The 17,159-nt window shown below is 35.8% G+C and carries 20 protein-coding genes; 15 read left to right on the top strand and 5 right to left on the bottom strand.

Annotated features, from left to right (window positions below; all coding sequences use genetic code 11):
• The first annotated feature begins 15 nt into the window (after positions 1–15).
• The 15 genes from ACTCIM_RS01015 (at position 16) to ACTCIM_RS00945 (ending at position 13,320) form a co-directional block, all read left to right on the top strand.
• On the top strand, positions 16–1,629 hold the full coding sequence (locus ACTCIM_RS01015) for a methyl-accepting chemotaxis protein (RefSeq protein ID WP_472313353.1): 1,614 nt from the start codon (positions 16–18) through the stop codon (positions 1,627–1,629).
• 129 nt (positions 1,630–1,758) lie between these two features.
• Positions 1,759–2,091, top strand: a complete 333-nt coding sequence (locus ACTCIM_RS01010) for an ArsR/SmtB family transcription factor (protein WP_029970072.1) — start codon at positions 1,759–1,761, stop codon at positions 2,089–2,091.
• A 13-nt stretch (positions 2,092–2,104) separates the two neighbouring features.
• Positions 2,105–3,181: a permease gene (locus ACTCIM_RS01005; RefSeq protein ID WP_029970071.1), complete on the top strand. Its 1,077-nt coding sequence runs from the start codon at positions 2,105–2,107 to the stop codon at positions 3,179–3,181.
• 16 nt (positions 3,182–3,197) lie between these two features.
• Positions 3,198–3,434 carry a thioredoxin family protein gene (locus tag ACTCIM_RS01000; RefSeq protein WP_029970070.1) on the top strand — a complete coding sequence of 79 codons (237 nt, stop codon included), beginning with the start codon at positions 3,198–3,200 and terminating at the stop codon, positions 3,432–3,434.
• 1 nt (position 3,435) lies between these two features.
• Positions 3,436–4,524: an ACR3 family arsenite efflux transporter gene (arsB, locus tag ACTCIM_RS00995; protein WP_472313352.1), complete on the top strand. Its 1,089-nt coding sequence runs from the start codon at positions 3,436–3,438 to the stop codon at positions 4,522–4,524.
• A 9-nt stretch (positions 4,525–4,533) separates the two neighbouring features.
• Positions 4,534–4,908, top strand: a complete 375-nt coding sequence (locus tag ACTCIM_RS00990; RefSeq protein WP_464279619.1) for a rhodanese-like domain-containing protein — start codon at positions 4,534–4,536, stop codon at positions 4,906–4,908.
• Between the two features lie 44 nt (positions 4,909–4,952).
• The gene (locus tag ACTCIM_RS00985) at positions 4,953–5,702 is read left to right on the top strand and encodes a sulfite exporter TauE/SafE family protein (protein WP_472313351.1); all 750 of its coding nucleotides are present in this window, start codon (positions 4,953–4,955) and stop codon (positions 5,700–5,702) included.
• A 23-nt stretch (positions 5,703–5,725) separates the two neighbouring features.
• Positions 5,726–6,151, top strand: coding sequence for an arsenate reductase ArsC (locus tag ACTCIM_RS00980; RefSeq protein ID WP_029970065.1), 426 nt, complete (start codon positions 5,726–5,728; stop codon positions 6,149–6,151).
• A gap of 492 nt (positions 6,152–6,643) precedes the next feature.
• Positions 6,644–7,027: a hypothetical protein gene (locus ACTCIM_RS00975; RefSeq protein WP_464279621.1), complete on the top strand. Its 384-nt coding sequence runs from the start codon at positions 6,644–6,646 to the stop codon at positions 7,025–7,027.
• Complete coding sequence (locus tag ACTCIM_RS00970; RefSeq protein ID WP_472313349.1) at positions 7,017–10,697, top strand: pilus assembly protein; 3,681 nt, start codon at positions 7,017–7,019, stop codon at positions 10,695–10,697. Before ACTCIM_RS00975 ends, ACTCIM_RS00970 begins: the two co-directional genes overlap by 11 nt.
• On the top strand, positions 10,682–11,173 hold the full coding sequence (locus ACTCIM_RS00965) for a pilus assembly FimT family protein (RefSeq protein ID WP_472313348.1): 492 nt from the start codon (positions 10,682–10,684) through the stop codon (positions 11,171–11,173). The genes ACTCIM_RS00970 and ACTCIM_RS00965 overlap by 16 nt, the downstream gene beginning before the upstream one ends.
• On the top strand, positions 11,154–11,534 hold the full coding sequence (locus ACTCIM_RS00960; RefSeq protein ID WP_472313346.1) for a type IV pilus modification PilV family protein: 381 nt from the start codon (positions 11,154–11,156) through the stop codon (positions 11,532–11,534). The genes ACTCIM_RS00965 and ACTCIM_RS00960 overlap by 20 nt, the downstream gene beginning before the upstream one ends.
• Complete coding sequence (locus ACTCIM_RS00955; RefSeq protein ID WP_472313343.1) at positions 11,531–12,457, top strand: PilW family protein; 927 nt, start codon at positions 11,531–11,533, stop codon at positions 12,455–12,457. The genes ACTCIM_RS00960 and ACTCIM_RS00955 overlap by 4 nt, the downstream gene beginning before the upstream one ends.
• The gene (locus ACTCIM_RS00950) at positions 12,454–12,972 is read left to right on the top strand and encodes a pilus assembly PilX N-terminal domain-containing protein (protein ID WP_464279626.1); all 519 of its coding nucleotides are present in this window, start codon (positions 12,454–12,456) and stop codon (positions 12,970–12,972) included. The genes ACTCIM_RS00955 and ACTCIM_RS00950 overlap by 4 nt, the downstream gene beginning before the upstream one ends.
• Before the next feature lie 135 nt (positions 12,973–13,107).
• Positions 13,108–13,320, top strand: a complete 213-nt coding sequence (locus ACTCIM_RS00945) for a heavy-metal-associated domain-containing protein (RefSeq protein ID WP_472313341.1) — start codon at positions 13,108–13,110, stop codon at positions 13,318–13,320.
• Positions 13,321–13,367: 47 nt separating this feature from the next.
• Here the strand turns inward: ACTCIM_RS00945 and ACTCIM_RS00940 are convergent, their stop codons facing one another.
• The 5 genes from ACTCIM_RS00940 to ACTCIM_RS00920 form a co-directional block, all read right to left on the bottom strand.
• On the bottom strand, positions 13,368–14,603 hold the full coding sequence (locus tag ACTCIM_RS00940) for a uracil-xanthine permease family protein (RefSeq protein WP_472313340.1): 1,236 nt from the start codon (positions 14,601–14,603) through the stop codon (positions 13,368–13,370).
• Positions 14,604–14,674: 71 nt separating this feature from the next.
• The gene (gene upp, locus ACTCIM_RS00935) at positions 14,675–15,301 is read right to left on the bottom strand and encodes a uracil phosphoribosyltransferase (RefSeq protein ID WP_472313337.1); all 627 of its coding nucleotides are present in this window, start codon (positions 15,299–15,301) and stop codon (positions 14,675–14,677) included.
• Positions 15,302–15,499: 198 nt separating this feature from the next.
• A complete protein-coding gene (locus tag ACTCIM_RS00930; protein ID WP_029965373.1) occupies positions 15,500–16,207 on the bottom strand; it encodes a DUF1722 domain-containing protein in 708 nt (235 codons plus the stop codon).
• Between the two features lie 195 nt (positions 16,208–16,402).
• Positions 16,403–16,843, bottom strand: a complete 441-nt coding sequence (rpiB, locus tag ACTCIM_RS00925; RefSeq protein WP_029965374.1) for a ribose 5-phosphate isomerase B — start codon at positions 16,841–16,843, stop codon at positions 16,403–16,405.
• A complete protein-coding gene (locus ACTCIM_RS00920; protein ID WP_029965375.1) occupies positions 16,844–17,158 on the bottom strand; it encodes a hypothetical protein in 315 nt (104 codons plus the stop codon). It lies immediately after the preceding gene.
• Position 17,159: the final 1 nt, after the last annotated feature.

The following is a 17,159-nucleotide window of genomic DNA, read 5'->3' as shown; positions in this document are numbered from 1 at the left end:
AAAAATATTTTAGAATTGGAAAAGACAAAGACTAAAGAATATGTTTTTTTGCTGGAGCAAGAAGAAAAGGTTAAAACATTATCCTGGTATGGATTGAGTGGAGGGATTGTTTTTGCTTTAGGGATTGGAGTTTTGCTTTCCTGGTTTGAAACCAGAAGATTAAAAGCTGGTCTTAGTTTTGTCCAGGAAATAGAAAAGGGTAATTTTAAGGCAGAGATAGACTTAAAAGGCAGTGATGAGATAGTTGATCTGGTAGAAAAGATAAAAGACTTAAAGAGCAAGCTTATTTTTATCGAGGATTTAATACTCAAACAAAAAGATGAAGTGGCCAAGGGTAATATTTTGTTTAAAATGAATGATGAAGATCTGGAAGGGGATTTTAAAAATATTATTGTTGGAGTTAATAAGGTGGTAGAGGTTTTGGTGGGGCATTTAGACAATGCTCCTGTACCTGTGATGTGTGTAGATAAAAATTTTAATATTCTTTTCCTGAATAAAGTGGGGTTAGGTTTGCTGGGAAAAGACCTGGCAGAGGTAAAGATGCAAAAATGTTATAATTTTTTCCATACTGAAGATTGTCAAAGCGATAAATGCGCCTGTAAACAGGCAATGACCAAGGGGAAAAGTGCAGTGGAAGAAACCATTGCCAGGCCAACAGGAGAAGATATTTACATTCAGTACTATGGTAATCCTATTTTTGATGAAAAAGGAGATATTGTTGGAGCCTTTGAATATATTTTGGACATAAGTAATTTGAAGAGGGCTCAACTAAAACTAGCTAAGCTAGCCCAGGATGGCGAAGTGGTAAGCAGTCGTTTGTCTTCAGCTGCAGAAGAACTTTCTGCTCAGGTGGAGCAGGCCAGCCAGGGTAGTGAGGTTCAGAAAGATAGAGCCAGAGAAACTGCTACAGCCATGGAGCAAATGAATTCTACAGTTTTAGAAGTGGCTAAAAATGCTTCAGTAGCAGCAGAAAATGCCAATAGGGCCAGGGAAGTGGCTCAAGAAGGGGCAAAAGTAGTAGAAGAGACCATTACCAGTATTTTAGAAGTAAAAGAGCAAGCCCGATTTTTGGTAAAAAATATGCGTAATTTGGAAAGACAGGCTGAGGGAATTGGTAAAGTAGTGGGAGTAATTACAGATATTGCTGACCAGACCAACTTGCTGGCCTTAAATGCTGCCATAGAAGCTGCCAGGGCAGGTGAGGCCGGAAGAGGCTTTGCTGTGGTTGCTGATGAAGTGAGAAAGTTGGCAGAAAAGACCATGAATGCCACTAAAGAGGTGGAAGCTAGTGTCAGCTCTATTCAAAATGTATCCAAGGATAATGTATTGGCCATGGGTAAAATGGATGAAACTGTTTTAGCCTGTAGCCAGAAGGCAGAAGAGGCAGGCAAGGCTTTAAAGCGTATCGTAGAAATGTCTCAAAATACCCTGGCTCAAGTAGAGGCCATTGCCACAGCTTCAGAAGAACAGTCTTCTGCTTCTGAACAAATCACCAGAAGTACCGAAGAGATTAACCGCATTTCTGAAGAGACTTCTCAGGCCATGCGAGAAGCTTCCGCTGCTGTAAGTGAACTGGCCAAACTGGCTCAGGAACTGCGTAGAATCATAGAAGAAATGGTGGCGATTTAAAACCTGTACTAAGGAAAAGCTGCAGTACTAAAAAATCCCCTTTTAAAAGGGGATTTTTTAGTACTGGAAGTAAAAACTACTTGACTTCATATAGCTAAATAACTATATAGCTAAAAACGGGAGAGAGTAATGAAGAAAATTGTTAAAATATTTAAAGCCGTATCTGATGCCAACAGGTTAAAAATCCTGGGTTTATTGCTGAAAAAGAAAGAAGTGTGCGTGTGTGAATTTCAGCAGGTGCTGGAAGTGGCACAGCCCACTGTATCCAAGCATTTGAAGATACTGGAAGAAGCAGGATTTATAGAAAGCAGAAGGCAGGGTTCCTGGATGATTTATTTTTTGCCTTTAGAGATGGAAGCAAAGAACAAGCAACTTGTTGATTTGCTTGCCAGGTGGCTGGAAGAAGAAAAAGAAATTCAGGACCTGGCTAAACTTTTGCCCAATTTAAGAGAAAAGGAATAGGAGGAAAATAGAGATGGAAAATCTAGAGTGCGCTTGTGCGAGTGAGCAAAAGCTAAAAAGAGAAAATCCCAAAAGTAAGTTTTTTTATTGGTTTTGGGGGTTGGTGCTGCTGGGTATATGGACTTTACTTTATAAAAGTTTGCTTCCCTTTTCCCAGTGGTTTGCCTTTTCTTTGCTTGCTTTAAAACCAGGCTCTCATCTGGGAGAAGCAGTACAGTTTTTTGTTTATGATACTCCCAAGGTTATTTTATTGCTTACTCTGGTGGTTTTTTTAGTGGGTATTGTGCGTTCTTATTTTTCACCAGAAAGGACGAGAAAAATCTTAGCTGGTAAAAGGGAAAGCGTGGGTAATGTGCTGGCTGCTCTTTTAGGAATTGTAACTCCCTTTTGTTCTTGCTCAGCTGTTCCTCTTTTTATTGGTTTTGTTACTGCTGGCATTCCTTTAGGAGTTACCTTTTCTTTCTTAATATCTGCTCCTATGGTTAATGAAATAGCTTTAGTCTTATTGTATGGTTTACTGGGCTGGAAAATTGCAGCGCTATATCTTTTTACGGGCCTTTTTGTAGCTATAGTAGCTGGATTTGTTATAGGCAGGCTTAATCTGGAGCATTATATTGAAGATTGGGTCTTAAAAATTAGAACAGATGCCAATGTGGTAACAGAAGACAAGAAAAGTTTTGAGCAGAGGATAGAGTATGCCCTGCAGTCAGTAAAAGATATTGTGGGAAAAGTCTGGATTTATATTGTTATTGGTATTGCTGTAGGTGCTGGCATTCATGGTTATGTGCCAGAAGATTTTATGGCCTCTATTATGGGTAAGTCTTCCTGGTGGTCTGTGCCTTTAGCGGTAATTATTGGCGTACCTATGTATTCTAATGCTGCTGGGATTGTTCCTGTGGTAGAAGCTCTTTTGGGTAAAGGAGCTGCTCTGGGTACGGTTTTAGCTTTTATGATGAGTGTTATTGCCCTGTCCTTGCCTGAAATGCTTATTTTGCGCAAGGTCTTAAAAAAGAGACTTATAATTGTTTTTGCTTCTATTGTGGCTATGGGTATTTTGCTGGTTGGATATATTTTTAATCTGGTAATTTAAAAAAGGAGGTTTGGTTATGGAAGTAAAAGTTTTAGGCCCTGGTTGTCCCAATTGTGAAAAGACCATGAATGTGGTGATGGATGCCATTAGAGAGTCTGGCATTATGGCCAATGTCACTAAAGTAACTGACTATGCAGAAATTGCTAAGATGGGCGTGCTTTCCACTCCCGGGGTGGTGGTGGATGGTCAGGTAAAGTGTGCTGGTAAGGTGCCCACCAAAGAAGAGGTAATTTCCTGGCTAAAGGGAGAGTAGTATGTCTGAGGTAATTAAAAAACTTTCTTTTCTGGACCGTTTTCTCACTCTATGGATTTTTTTGGCCATGTTTGTGGGGGTGTTGGGGGGCTATTGGTTCCCCCAAATTAAAGATGTCCTAAATTATTTTCAGGTAGGTACCACCAATGTGCCCATTGCTATAGGACTTATTTTGATGATGTATCCCCCTCTGGCCAAAGTAAAATACGAACAATTAGGCGAGGTATTTAAAAACACGAAGGTCTTATTTTTGTCCCTGGTTCAAAACTGGATAGTTGGACCTATTTTGATGTTTTTATTGGCCATTGCTTTTCTTTCTGGCTATCAAGAGTATATGGTTGGCTTAATTATGATTGGGCTGGCCCGCTGTATTGCCATGGTGATTGTCTGGAATGATCTGGCAGAGGGAGATTGTGAATACTGTGCTGGTCTAGTTGCCTTTAATTCTATTTTTCAGGTGCTCTTTTATTCCCTGTATGCCTATATTTTTATTACCCTGCTTCCCCCTCTTCTGGGGTTAAAGGGTGTATTAGTAGATGTCTCTATGGCGGAAATAGCCAAGAGTGTTTTTATTTATCTAGGAATTCCTTTTATTGCTGGAGTACTGTCTAGAATAATTGGCCTTAAAACCAAAGGCAGGGAATGGTATGAAACAGTTTTTATTCCCAAAATCTCACCTATTACTTTGATAGCCTTACTCTTTACCATTGTGGTAATGTTTTCCTTAAAGGGTGAGTTTATTGTATCCTTGCCTCTGGATGTGGTAAGAATTGCCATTCCCCTGTGTGTTTATTTTGTAGTAATGTTTTTGGTTTCTTTTTATATGTCCTATAAGGCTGGAGCCAATTATGAACAAAGCGTAACTTTGAGCTTTACAGCTGCTTCTAACAACTTTGAATTGGCTATTGCAGTGGCAGTGGCTGTTTTTGGCCTTAATTCTGGACAGGCTTTTGCCGCAGTAATTGGTCCTCTGGTTGAAGTGCCTGTCTTGATTGGTTTGGTCAATGTGGCTTTGTGGATTAAAAAAAGGTTTTTCCCTGTAGCAGTAAAAACACCTACAGGAGTATGTCATTTTAGTTGTGAAAAATAAGGAGAAAAAATGAGATTAGACGAATTATTTTTAGAAATGGATCTGGAATTTTTTGGTAGTGGACAACATGGGATAGGAGTAGATTCAGCTGTAAAACTTATAGGAAAGGAAAACATCTTTTTTTTAGATGTAAGGACCAGGGAAGAAAATGAGCTTTTACAGTTTCCTTTTGCCGTGAATATTCCAGTAAATGAAATTCCTAAGCGTTTGGAAGAAATTCCTAAAAACAAACTGGTGATTATTTTTTGTTCTTCTCTGGTTAGGGCTGCAATGGTCTATGCCTATTTACTGGAAAAGGGATATGATGAATTAAAGATTTTATTGGCTTCTACAGAACAACTGGTTACTTTATTAAAGCCCAAACCCATTTATGCTAGAAAATAAAGTTTGTTAAATGCAAAATAGGGCTCTGATAGGAGAAAAATAAAGTGGAAATTTTTACTATTTCTTTAATTTCTTTTGGTCTTAGTTTTCTTTTTGCTTTAGGTGGAGTGGGTTCTGCCCTGGTCCTGGTTCCAGTTTTGGCCTGGCTGGGAATACCTTTGAGTGAGGCCAAGCCTACAGGACTTTTTGTTAACACCATCAGTATGGTGGGTGCTACCTATGACAATATCAAGAACAAGCGCCTGGATTTTGGCTTGGGTATTCCCATTATTCTCAGCTCTATTATTTTATCTCCTATTGGAGCCTATATTTCTAGCCTTATTTCCCAAAAAATAGTTTTGTTTATTTTTACCCTTTTTTTATTTTTTGCTGCCAGCATTTTGTTGTTTTTTAAAGGAAGTAAGTATAAAGGCAAGGATAAATACAAAGAAGATAAAAATTGGCTGTATATGAGCTTTGTGGGAGGAGTGGCTGGCTTTTTTTCTGGCCTTTTGGGTATTGGAGGCGGGCTTATTATTTCTCCTCTTTTAATCCTTTCTGGATATGATCCCAAAAAAGTTACTACTATTACTGCTTTTGTAGTACCTTTTTCCTCTTTAACAGGTTTTATTGCTTATGTTCTTTTGGGTAGCTTTAATTTGGGGCTTATGCTTCCTGTGGGTATTAGTGCTTATTTGGGAGGATATCTAGGGACCCAATTTATGCAAGCCAAGCTGAAAGCCAGTACAGTTAAAAAGTTTTTGGGTATTTTAGTTATTTTACTGGCCATTAAAATGCTCTTACGCTTTTTTTAAAGATATAAAGAGAGGTAATATTTATGTCTAAAAAAAAGATTTTATTTTTGTGTACAGGAAATTCTTGTCGGAGCCAGATGGCAGAAGGTCTGGCCAGAGCCTTAAAATCTGAGACAATTGAACCCTATTCTGCTGGCATACTCAAACATACCCTGGACCCAAGGGCAGTCAGGGTAATGCAAGAAATAGGAATAGATATTTCCAAACAGTATTCCAAGACCATTGACGAGCTAAAGGGTATAAAATTTGATTATGTAGTGACCCTTTGTGGCCATGCCCATGAAACTTGCCCTTACTTTCCGGGCAAGGTGATTCACCGAGGTTTTCCTGACCCACCCAGTATGGCTGTAAAGGCCAAAAGCGAAGAAGAAGCCTTAAATTTTTACCGGGAAGTAAGGGATAAAATAAAAGAATTTGTTTTATCCTTGCCAGAAAGTTTGGAAGAATAATTTCCCAGAATCCCTTATCTTTTTTTAGTCTTTACTTTTTTCTTAAAAAAATAGGTAAAAATTCCTATTTTTTTCTTGATTTTTTTCAAAAACATGATATAAACAAATTAAAACTTAAGTGTTGATGTAATTATTTGAATTTACTTGTTTTTACTTTAAGAAAGTTGTTATTTGTAAAATATATATAATAAAAACAATATTTTAAGTTTTAAAGAGTGCTTGTGGTTGAGACTTAGGAAACTAAAAGTATGTAATTAAGGGTTGCCAATATTTATTTATTGGTTTAAATAAACCTAAAAAATAATGTTTTTAGAGTTGGTTTTATGGTGCAAGATGAGGCAATTGGCTAAAAAGAATAAGATATATTTAGTTTTTTTAGGCTTTAGTTTTTTTGGCTAAATTTTCTAAATATAATAAAGATAACTTTTGGGTAACTTAAGTTTTTTAGTAAATTAACCAGTAAAGATATAAATAAAATAGGAAAAGTAAACTATGAAACAGAAAAGGGTAATCATCCAGATATGTTGTGTATTATTAATAGTAGTGTTTTCAACGACTGGTTTTACTAGAGATGTGAAAAATAAATTCAGTAGTTTTAAAACGTTAGAAGAACCATTAAAATTGGTAGTTGAGAAGTATTTAAAAAATGGATATAAAATATACGGTCCGTATAAGGTAGATAAAATTGTAAGTGGAAAGGCTTATCTGTATGTATTTTCAGGTGAGCATGTTAGTATAGACTTGTTTAGTTCAAAACAGATAAATGAAAAAGAAAAAACTATATTAATTTCTAAAGATGATAAAGTTTATTTGTTAAAAAAAGATAAAGAAATTGTTTTGTTAAAACTTAAAAAAGGGGTGAAAGATGACTATTAAAAGAGTTTTTTTAGCTCTTTTGTTTATATTTTGGGCGATACCTGTAATTGCTGGAATGGAACAATATTGTGCTTCTCCCCCATTTCTTACTCAGAGTATAGATCCAAATGTTGTGTTAGTAATGGATTATTCAGGCAGTATGCAATTTCCAGCCTATTATGCCTGTGCCAATTGGAGCGGATATTATGAATCACAGGTTGCAGAATGTTATTATGGAGATTATGCATATGAAAACTATAACACATCCTATGATTATTATGGAATATTTGATTCAAATAAATATTATAAATATGATTCTCATAATGGATATTTTGTTGATAATACAGACAATTGTTCTTATTCCAACAAAATAGGTTCAGCACCAGATTGTGTTTCTGGAAATCTACTTAATTTTGTAACTACAACCAGAATAGATGCAGCCTTGAAAGCACTAATTGGCGGAAAGGCTGATTGTGGTGATAATTATTGTTATATAAAGGCTCAGGGTAGTAGGAGAAGAGTAAGATCCAGTAATATAGACTGTGATTTTTATGTAAGGCCCGAAGATTATTCAAGTGGTAACTATGCAGATAAAGAAATTTTACTAAGTGTATATGATTATGATGGTACATGCCCAGTAAAAGGATTGTCAAGTGCAAGGGTAAAATTAAGAATCTCAAAAGAGGATAGGGGTGGTTTACTTCAATCCATATTTGATAGTGTTAGAATTACCTTTATGGTGTTTGGTGGTACAAGGGAAGGTGAAATAAGGTATGGGTTTAATGAAAATAATTTAGACTCATTATTGAATAAATTACAGAGTGAAGTTCCATATGGCGGTACTCCAAGTGGTGAAGCCTTGTGGGAGGCCTATGATTATCTAAAACAAAGAAATGGTCATAATTATGAGAGTAATTCTAATTATATCAACGATGACAGCGAGGTAGATCCATATTATCAGGTGTTGGAAGATGGGAGTTTGGTTTCAGCCTGGTGCAGGCAGTCCAATGTTGTACTCATATCTGATGGCGAGTGGAATGGCAATGTAGACCCTGTTATTTCTGCTTATCATTTAAGAACTGATGATTTGAGGTCTGACTTATCCAATAAACAAACAGCAAGGGTATATAGCTTATATGCTTTTGATGATTCTAATGATGGTAAAAGTTCTATGAAGACCATAAGTGCTTTTGGAGGATTTACTGATATTAGTGGTTGTAATAATAGTTATCCATATACTTTTTCTGAGGTGCCAGATGATTCTTTAGAGGTTGCCTGGCCTCGTTCCAGTTGCCCAGGTGGTAGTAGTAATGAACAATGTTGTAAGGAATGGGATGAGGATAACAACGGTGTACCAGACGGATATTTTGCAGCAGAAAATGGAGCAGAACTTGAAGAGGCATTAAGGGTGATTTTTGTTGATATTTTAAAAAGAACTGCTTCAGGTACCTCTGCATCACTTCCCATTAGTGAGACAAAGATTGGAAAAAATCTTGTTCAGGCACTTTTTTATCCAAAAAAACAATTTGATCAGATAGAGTTGGATTGGATTGGCTATCTTTATACATACTGGTTTTACTATTCTCCTACTGCTTCAAACATAAGAGAGGATACTATTGAAAATAAAGCATTAGATGTATGTACTAATGGAGAGACAGGAGGAGACTACATCGTTAATTTCTTACTAAATAATTCTACAGGAATTATGAATGTAAAGGCCTATAAAAGTACATGTAGTGGTACTAATTCTTCTGATTATACCTTGTATTCAACTTTAGATGATATACATCCAGTGTGGGAGGCAGGAGAGAAGTTAAAGAATACGAATGCAACACAAAGAAATATTTACACATATACAGGATATCTTCATCCAACCATACATCAAGATTTAACTAGTTTTCAGAATGTGACAGAAAATAAACTATTTGGAGATGAAGACAATGATGGAATAGTAGATGAAACAGATGAAACAACAAGATTAATAACAAAATCAATTTCGATCCAGGATCTTAAAGATTATATTTTAGGAAATGATATAGATGGTTATAGAAATAGATCCTATGATGGTATTTCCACCTGGAAATTAGGTGACATAATTTATTCTACACCCAAAATAGTGATATATGATGATTATTCAGTGGTTTATGTAGGAGCAAATGATGGAATGCTCCATGCATTTAGATTAGGTAAACCTCGCTATGACGGATTGGGACCATATCAAGATGTAAGGCTTTGTAATGACTCTTCTAAATATTGTTACAAAGATAAACTAGGTGAAGAAATGTGGGCATATATCCCTAAAAATAGCCTTCCTTATCTAAGGGCACTTACAGATCCCAAATATGGTGGTAATAATCACCTTTATTATGTGGATCTCATGCCTTATATAATTGAACTCAATTTAGATGATGATTCAGATATTGAAAAACGAATATTAATTGGTGGTATGAGGTTTGGGGGAGCAGTTGGATGCACAGATTCAGAGTGCATTAATCCTCCTGCTGATACTTGTGCTGATCCCTCACAATATAATTCTGCTACTAGTAATTGTGTGGGATTGTCTTCTTATTTTGCCCTTGATATAACCAATGCAACCAGTCCAAAGTTTTTATGGGAATTTACTGATAAAGATTTAGGTTTTACCTATACAGGACCTGCCTTTATCAAGGTAAAAAATGATGACAGCACCTATAGCTACTTTATTATGTTTGCATCAGGTCCAACTAATTATAGGGGAGAGTCCAAACAGGATTTGAAATTTTTTGTTCTCAAACTTGAGAGTACATGGGATGCTCAACCATCAGCATTTTTTACCATTAAACAAGTGACAAAACTCTCAGTTTCATCAGAAATGAAAAATGCCTTTGGTGGAAGGCTTTTTACTGAGGGTATAGATGTAGATAAAGATGGTGATACTGATTGGGTCTTTATTGGATCAACCAGGGGAGCAGGTAACACTTTACAGGGAGATGTGTGGGGAATTCATATTACAGGAAATATCCCTTCTGATTGGGAGATAGTAAATGTATTTAATAGCTCCCTGGAGCCAGTAACTGCAAAAGTAGAATATGCAAAATGCTTTGATATGAATTATATATTTTTTGGTACTGGTAGATATTTTTATCCTGGAGACGATCCAGGTAAAAATAATGAATTTAATAACCTCTATGCTGTAAGAATAGATGATTGTCTTGATGATGGAAATTGTAATATTAATGCAGCACACTCATCTAATGATCCTTGTAATGAACTCACTCAAGGTAACCCAAATAAACTATTTTCTTGGAAACAAGGACTAAATGAGAGAGAAGGAATTTATTTTAAAGAAAGAGTAATATCAGACCCAACTGTTACTGATTCCAATATAATCTATTTTACTACAACAGAGCCTTCTTCTGATTTTTGTAGTTTTGGTGGAAGATCCAGGGTATGGCAGCTAAATTGTGCAACAGGTGAAGATCTCAAAAATCAAAACTGTCCAGGATATCACGCAAGCAACCCAGGAGGAAAACTATTTTTACAACTATCCCGTGGTAATATAGAAGAAATAATTGTTGGTACAGATGAGACATCAACATTTAATGATGCTACTACTCCATGGTATACAGGAGTACCTCCAGAATCAGCTACCCCTTATGTAAATCCAGCAAAAAGTCCTAAGGGCAATATTTTATTATGGATAGAAAAGTAAAAGGCTTTACTTTAATCGAACTCTTGGTAATTTTATCTATTATAGCAATAGTTTTATCCATTACAATTCCACAATTTACAAAATGGAAGAAAAAATATGATGTTCAATACGATATAAAAAATATTTATACTCTAATTCAAGATGCCAGAATGAAAAGCTTTGTTGAAAAAAAAGTTTGTGGATTGTATTGGGGAACTACATCAGAATTTAAGAAGATATATGAAAGGTGTGATACAGATTATGATGGTGAGATTAATGATAGTGGTGGGTATGTTGATATAACAATTTTAAATCTAAAATCGAAATTTAAATCATCTAATTCAACTTATACATATATAAAATTTTCTAGAGGTGTGGTTGTTAATTTTGATAGTATTTATCTTACAGACCTAAACGAGGAAGAAGTTAATAATTGTGTAGCAGTTTCAGTAACAAGAGCAAAAATAGGATCATGGAATGGAACTGATTGTAATTAAAGAAAAAAAAGGATTTACTTTAATAGAGGTCCTTGTTAGCATGTTGATATTGACTTTGGTTCTTCTTACGCTAGTGCAGAGTCTTGCTACTTATATTCGTAGTAATGTAAATAATTTAGTTAGGGATGAAGCTGTAAAAATAGCTCAAGATTGTATAGAAAATATAAGAAGTGGTATTGAATGTGAAGATAATGCAACTAAAAAATTTAGAAATTTTTCTTTAACCTTTGCGATAGATTCTAATTCTACTCCTATAGATAGTGGTAACAGTCAAGTACAAGTTATAGTTACTTATAAATATCCACCTAACAGTAATTCGACAAAAACTTATACCATAAATACAGTAGTGCATGAGCCATGAAAAATAAAGGTGTAACCTTAATAGAATTGTTGGTGGTGTTAGTAATTTTATCAGTGGTTCTAGGTGCTGTATATCAATCATATTTAAATGTATTGAAAGCATACACACAGCAGACTACTACTGCTGTATCCAATATAGATAGGCTAATAGGGGCTGAAATAATTAGAAGAGATATTGAGCTGGCTGGTTTTGGAATACCCAATGATAAATTGCCTCTAGAATATGATGAAGCAAACAATACTCTTACAATAAGTTCAACAGTATCTTCTAGAAATGATTATACAAAGTGTTATGGTTATGCAGATTTTAATGGAAAGAGATTTTTTACCCTTGATGATGCAGAAATCTCTGCCGAGGATTGTAATGATACAAATATTTGTTATTTAGCACTTGATTTAGATTATACCCAAAAATATAATTGTTATAAAGTTGATTCATCTGATCCATCAAAGCTACTGCTTTTATTTGGTCTTAGTTCTAATTCTACAGATAATAAAATAACCTATGAATTAGACGACTACAATTCAGAAGATAAGCCATTAAGATGTGCGCAAAATACTAAAGTATTAAGAAGAGAAGATGCAAGTACTGGTGGTGCGCAACCAATACTGGACTGTGTAGAAAGGTTTAAAGTGGCATTTGGTCTTGATACTGACGATGATGACATTGTTGATACATGGTCAACTACATTACCCTCAGATCCGAAGGTTTTAAGGTCTCAGCTAAAACAGGTAAAAGTATTTATTGTTTACCACGAAGGTAGAAAAGACCCAGCCTTTAATTATTCTGGAGGCACAATTTATCTAAATACTTCTAATGGGACCATTGAACAATTTACTCCTACAGGGGATGATATACATTATAGATGGAAGCTATTTCAATTTTCAGTAAAACCCATGAATCTTAAGAGGGAAATTCGGTGATTTTCAAAAAGCAAGATGAGAGGGGTATAGCCCTTATAACTTCTCTAATTTTGAGCTTAATTGCTATAGTGCTTGCATCAGCTATAATGATTTTAGTGGTATCGAGTACCAAACAGTCAGGTATTGTAAAAAGGTATACATCAGCATTAGAAGCTGCAAAGGGAGGTGTGGAAGAATTTTTGATTGATATTAGAGATTCTACTTGGGATTCTAATTCATCAGGTTGGATACCTGGGCATGCCTGTAAATTAAAAAGAGATACAGATAACTGGACCACGGTATGTGATTTTTGTAATTCAACGAATGCATGTACCTCTAATTCAGAGCCATCAGATATCATTAATAATCCTGATTGGGAAGAAATTTATGGAGACTATATAGTGTATGGAAAGATAGTAGATACTAAGGGATACCTTGATGGTTATTTATACAATGTTGAAATTGTAGGTACAAATAACAGTACAAGTGAAATGGCTTGGATTAATGTATTGTACCAAATAAAATTAAATCCTTAATTTACTATAGCTTAGATTTATCTTTAAATTTATTTTTTTATTAAATTTAATTATTTTAAATAAATGGAAATATTTTTAAATTGGTTAATATTTTGATATAATTAATTTGAATCTATTAACTATCCAGGAGGTTTTATGTTTAAATTAAATATTGAAGGTATGAGTTGTCAGCATTGTGTAAATACTGTTACCAAGATTTTGGAGAGTATGGGTAATCTTAAAAATATAAAGGTAAGTTTAGAAGATAAAGCTGCCTATTTTGAGGCTGATAAAGGGGGGGATTTTGAGTTGATAAAAGCCAAGGTAGAAGAAAAGGGATACAAGGTTACTGGCTGGGAAGAAAAATAAGGTTTTGCTTATAGTTTAATAAAAAAAGGGGCTTTAAGCCCCTTTTTTTATTTTTTACCAGGTAAGAGAATATTTAATACCACTCCGGTTATACCAGCTAGCCCGATACCTTTTAAGGTGAATTCTCCAGCAGAAAAGGACATTCCTCCCACTCCAAAGATAACAATTATGGCCACAATAGCCATATTTCTGGCCTCCATCAGGTCCTGGCCAGCTCTAACTAAAGTGTTGATGCCCACGACCATGATAGCACCAAAGAGGAGAATGAGAATTCCACCCATAACAGGAGTAGGAATAGTTTGTAAAAAAGCGCCTAGTTTGCCCACAAAGGAAAGCAAAATGGCACAGATGGAAGCCCAGGTCATAATAGCAGGGTTGAAGACCTTAATCAGAGCTACAGCCCCGGTTACTTCTGAATAGGTGGTGTTAGGAGGACCACCTAAAAAGGACGCCAGAGAAGTGGCCAGACCATCGCCTAAGAGAGTTTTATGTACTCCAGGGCCTTTTAAATAGTCTTTTCCTGTCACAGAGCTAATGGCCAGAATATCTCCAAAATGTTCAATGGCTGGAGCAATAGCCACAGGAGCAATAAAAAGGATGGCCTGCAGGTTCCATTCAGGAAAGGTAAAATTGGGAAGGGCAAACCAGGGTGCCTGGGTTACAGGGGCAAAGTTGACCAAACCCACTGGGATGGAAATAAGATATCCTACAATAATTCCAGAAAGAATGGGAATGAGTTTTAACATGCCTTTGCCAAAGAGGGAGACTATAATGGTCACTGCCAGGGAAATCATGGCAATGGTGAGAGCTGTTTTTTCTGGCACTAAAACAGCACTGCCATCTCCTGTTTTACCCATGGCCATATTTACTGCTACAGGAGCTAGAATAAGACCAATTACCATGATAACTGGGCCGGTAACAATAGGAGGAAGCAAATTTTCCAGGACTTTTACTCCTCTTAAGGAAATGAGCAGGCTTAAGAGAATATAGATAACACCTGCTGCAGCCAGGCCACATAGGGTACCGGGAATGCCCCAGGTTTTTACTCCATAGATAATAGGTGCAATAAAGGCAAAAGAAGAAGCCAAAAAAACAGGAACTTTTCCTTTGGTGATAACTTGAAAAAGTAGCGTGCCACAGCCAGCAGTAAAAAGAGCCACATTGGGGTCAAGCCCGGTTAAAATGGGTACTAAAACCAAAGCCCCAAAAGCCACAAAGAGCATTTGCGCTCCCAGGAGGGAGTCTCTTAAACGAAAATCATACTTGGTTGGATCTTGTTGCATAGAACCTCCTTTACCGTGCACTGGTGTTTTTAAAGAACAAAAAAGACAAAAAAATAGGCACCAGGTGGTGCCTATTTAGTTCCAAAGATTTTATCTCCTGCATCCCCTAGGCCTGGCAGGATGTAGCCTTTATCGTTTAACCTCTTATCAATGGAGGCTACGTATATTTCCACATCTGGATGCTTTTCTGTAACTTTTTTTAATCCTTCTGGAGCAGCTACTAAAAATAATCCTTTGATTTTAGTACAACCTGCTTCCTTTAACAGGTCAATGGTAGCAATTAAATTACCTCCAGTAGCCAGCATGGGATCTAAAATTAGGGCAATGCGATCTTCTATGTTTTTGGCCAGTTTTACATAATAGCGAACAGGTTCCAGGGTTTCTTCATTGCGATACAAACCAACAATGCTTACCTTAGCCCCGGGAATAAGGTCCAGGACTCCATCTAGCATGCCCAGTCCAGCTCTAAGTATGGGCACTACCGTAATTTTTTTCCCTTTGATGGTCTCTATTTCCACAGGACCTGCCCATCCCTGAATAGTGCTTTTTTCAGTTTCCAGGTCCTTGGTGGCTTCATAGGTAAGTAGTCTGGCTATTTCCGAAGCCAGTTCTCTAAAATTTTTGGTGCTGATATCATGTTTGCGCATGATACCCAATTTATGTCGAATGAGAGGGTGGTCTACCAGGGTTACAGACATATTTTTCTCCTCCAGCTACTTTGATGCTTTTTCTCAATTTGGCCAAATCGCTTTTGCTTAATAAGAAAAGAATTGTTTGGTCAAGATGGTTTCTAAAACTAAATCTATTTTTTCTATAACTCTTTGAATTAAATTGGATTATTTTTTAAAAGAGAGGGCTTGAAAACTTAAAAGTTTGTTTCTTTTTAATTTGTTATTTCAATTTAAGTCCTTATTTTCTATCCACACGCTTAATTCACTCAAAGCTGTAGATAAAAGTAAATAAGGTTCTTTAAATTTAAGCGTACACTTCTGTATTTCTCTAAGTAGCTGGTCTAAAGGCATTTTATTTACCAGGTGTTTATCTATTGAAGAGTATTTGGCTATATGTCCCCACATGTGTTGAAGTGCATTTTTTATATTTTTTTCATCTGGTATGATTCTAAGATTTTCCACTAAAATTAACGCTAATTGCTCAAAGCCTATTTCTTTTTTAGCTACTAAGGGACCTATTTCTTTGTATAAATTGGGATTTCTAGCTAAAATTGAATACTTGTGCTGACTCCAGAGTTCTTGTTCATTTTTAGGAAGAGGTATTCTTCCCTCTTCTTTATTTTGATATTTTTGCTTAAGTAAGTTAAATTGGGCGCTGGGAGAATCAATATAAATTTCTGGCCATTTTTTAAAAGCAGAATTTACCTTAACATAAGACTTATGGTTAAAATTTCTTAAGCGCATTTCTGCTACTAAAAATTCATGTCTTATCTTTAAGGCCCAAAGAAAACCTGCCCAGCGCTTGGTTTCAGGATGTTTAGAATATCCCTTTTTCCCATGAATTAGAATCGAGAGGATTCCGTGTAATTCTCTGTGTTCGCCTAATAGACTTTGGCGATTTAAATAACCTGGATGGATATCCCAAATTCGCATGCTTTTTATATCTGCTAAAGAGGTTGTTTTTTTGATTGAGTGAGTAGACTTAGACCAGAAAAATAAAAGCAGGAATAGAAGACAAAAATCAGGTTATAAATCTTTAATTCTTTTTCCTCTTACCTGGCCTGATATTTTACCCTGTAAACCAAATTTAACCTGTTTTGTTTTTGAAAATTAAATTGTTAACAAAGTTTAAACCAGCTTTTCTATTAACTCGATTCTTTTCAGGTGTCTTTCTCCAGCAAAAGAAGTGTTTACAAAAGTGCTGGCAATACTTTTAGCCAGGTCCACTCCAATTACCCTCTCACCTAGGCAGAGTACATTGGCGTCATTGTGCTCTCTAGACATTCTGGCCATGTATTCGTTGGTACAAAGGGCAGCACGTATGCCCTTAAAGCGGTTGGCAGTGATAGACATGCCTATGCCTGTGCCACAGATAAGAATACCCAGAGTTTTTAATTCCAGTACCTTTACGCAAAGATTGCGGGCATAAAGGGGATAATCGCAGCTATTGGTATCCCTTGTGCCCACATCTATTATTTCAAATTGGGGATGAAAAAAATCCATTAGTATTCTTTTGAGGTTAATGCCTGCGTGGTCTGAACCAAAGATTAGAGCCTTTTTTTCTTCCATTTAAAAAACTCCTTTAAAAGATTTTAATCTTTGTTGGCGTTTGTGTAAAAAGAGGTTCTTAAAATTTTCAAGCTTTTCTTTTAGATATTCTACTTCTTCTTGTAAAAATTCTATTTGTTTGAGAGTTGTCTTTACTTCTTCAGAATCAATATCTTTTTTTTCGCAAATTAGCTGTCCTAAAAAACATTGTTCTTCTTTTATTTTTTGCTGAATTTGTTTTATTTCTGCAATTTTTAAGATTAGAGTAAGAGAAAATAACAATTCCGTATAAGCTGTATATATTCCACTTAAAACTGTGTGAATAAAGGTTCTCATT

The sequence above is a fragment of the Desulfonauticus sp. genome, assembly GCF_055126295.1.
Note: the sequence above shows the minus strand (reverse complement) of the source record. Positions and strands in the feature narration are given on the sequence as shown.

Bases quoted from the DNA above. Each gene is read 5' to 3' on its own strand.
- ACTCIM_RS01000 (WP_029970070.1), top strand. From the start codon at position 3,198: ATGGAAGTAAAAGTTTTAGGCCCTGGTTGTCCCAATTGTGAAAAGACC.
- ACTCIM_RS00980 (WP_029970065.1), top strand. From the start codon at position 5,726: ATGTCTAAAAAAAAGATTTTATTTTTGTGTACAGGAAATTCTTGTCGG.
- ACTCIM_RS00960 (WP_472313346.1), top strand. From the start codon at position 11,154: ATGGAACTGATTGTAATTAAAGAAAAAAAAGGATTTACTTTAATAGAG.
- ACTCIM_RS01005 (WP_029970071.1), top strand. From the start codon at position 2,105: ATGGAAAATCTAGAGTGCGCTTGTGCGAGTGAGCAAAAGCTAAAAAGA.
- ACTCIM_RS00990 (WP_464279619.1), top strand. From the start codon at position 4,534: ATGAGATTAGACGAATTATTTTTAGAAATGGATCTGGAATTTTTTGGT.
- ACTCIM_RS00975 (WP_464279621.1), top strand. From the start codon at position 6,644: ATGAAACAGAAAAGGGTAATCATCCAGATATGTTGTGTATTATTAATA.
- ACTCIM_RS00970 (WP_472313349.1), top strand. From the start codon at position 7,017: ATGACTATTAAAAGAGTTTTTTTAGCTCTTTTGTTTATATTTTGGGCG.
- ACTCIM_RS00920 (WP_029965375.1), bottom strand. From the start codon at position 17,158: ATGAGAACCTTTATTCACACAGTTTTAAGTGGAATATATACAGCTTAT.
- ACTCIM_RS00965 (WP_472313348.1), top strand. From the start codon at position 10,682: ATGGATAGAAAAGTAAAAGGCTTTACTTTAATCGAACTCTTGGTAATT.
- ACTCIM_RS00955 (WP_472313343.1), top strand. From the start codon at position 11,531: ATGAAAAATAAAGGTGTAACCTTAATAGAATTGTTGGTGGTGTTAGTA.
- ACTCIM_RS00945 (WP_472313341.1), top strand. From the start codon at position 13,108: ATGTTTAAATTAAATATTGAAGGTATGAGTTGTCAGCATTGTGTAAAT.
- upp (WP_472313337.1), bottom strand. From the start codon at position 15,301: ATGTCTGTAACCCTGGTAGACCACCCTCTCATTCGACATAAATTGGGT.
- rpiB (WP_029965374.1), bottom strand. From the start codon at position 16,843: ATGGAAGAAAAAAAGGCTCTAATCTTTGGTTCAGACCACGCAGGCATT.
- arsB (WP_472313352.1), top strand. From the start codon at position 3,436: ATGTCTGAGGTAATTAAAAAACTTTCTTTTCTGGACCGTTTTCTCACT.
- ACTCIM_RS00940 (WP_472313340.1), bottom strand. From the start codon at position 14,603: ATGCAACAAGATCCAACCAAGTATGATTTTCGTTTAAGAGACTCCCTC.
- ACTCIM_RS00930 (WP_029965373.1), bottom strand. From the start codon at position 16,207: ATGCGAATTTGGGATATCCATCCAGGTTATTTAAATCGCCAAAGTCTA.
- ACTCIM_RS01010 (WP_029970072.1), top strand. From the start codon at position 1,759: ATGAAGAAAATTGTTAAAATATTTAAAGCCGTATCTGATGCCAACAGG.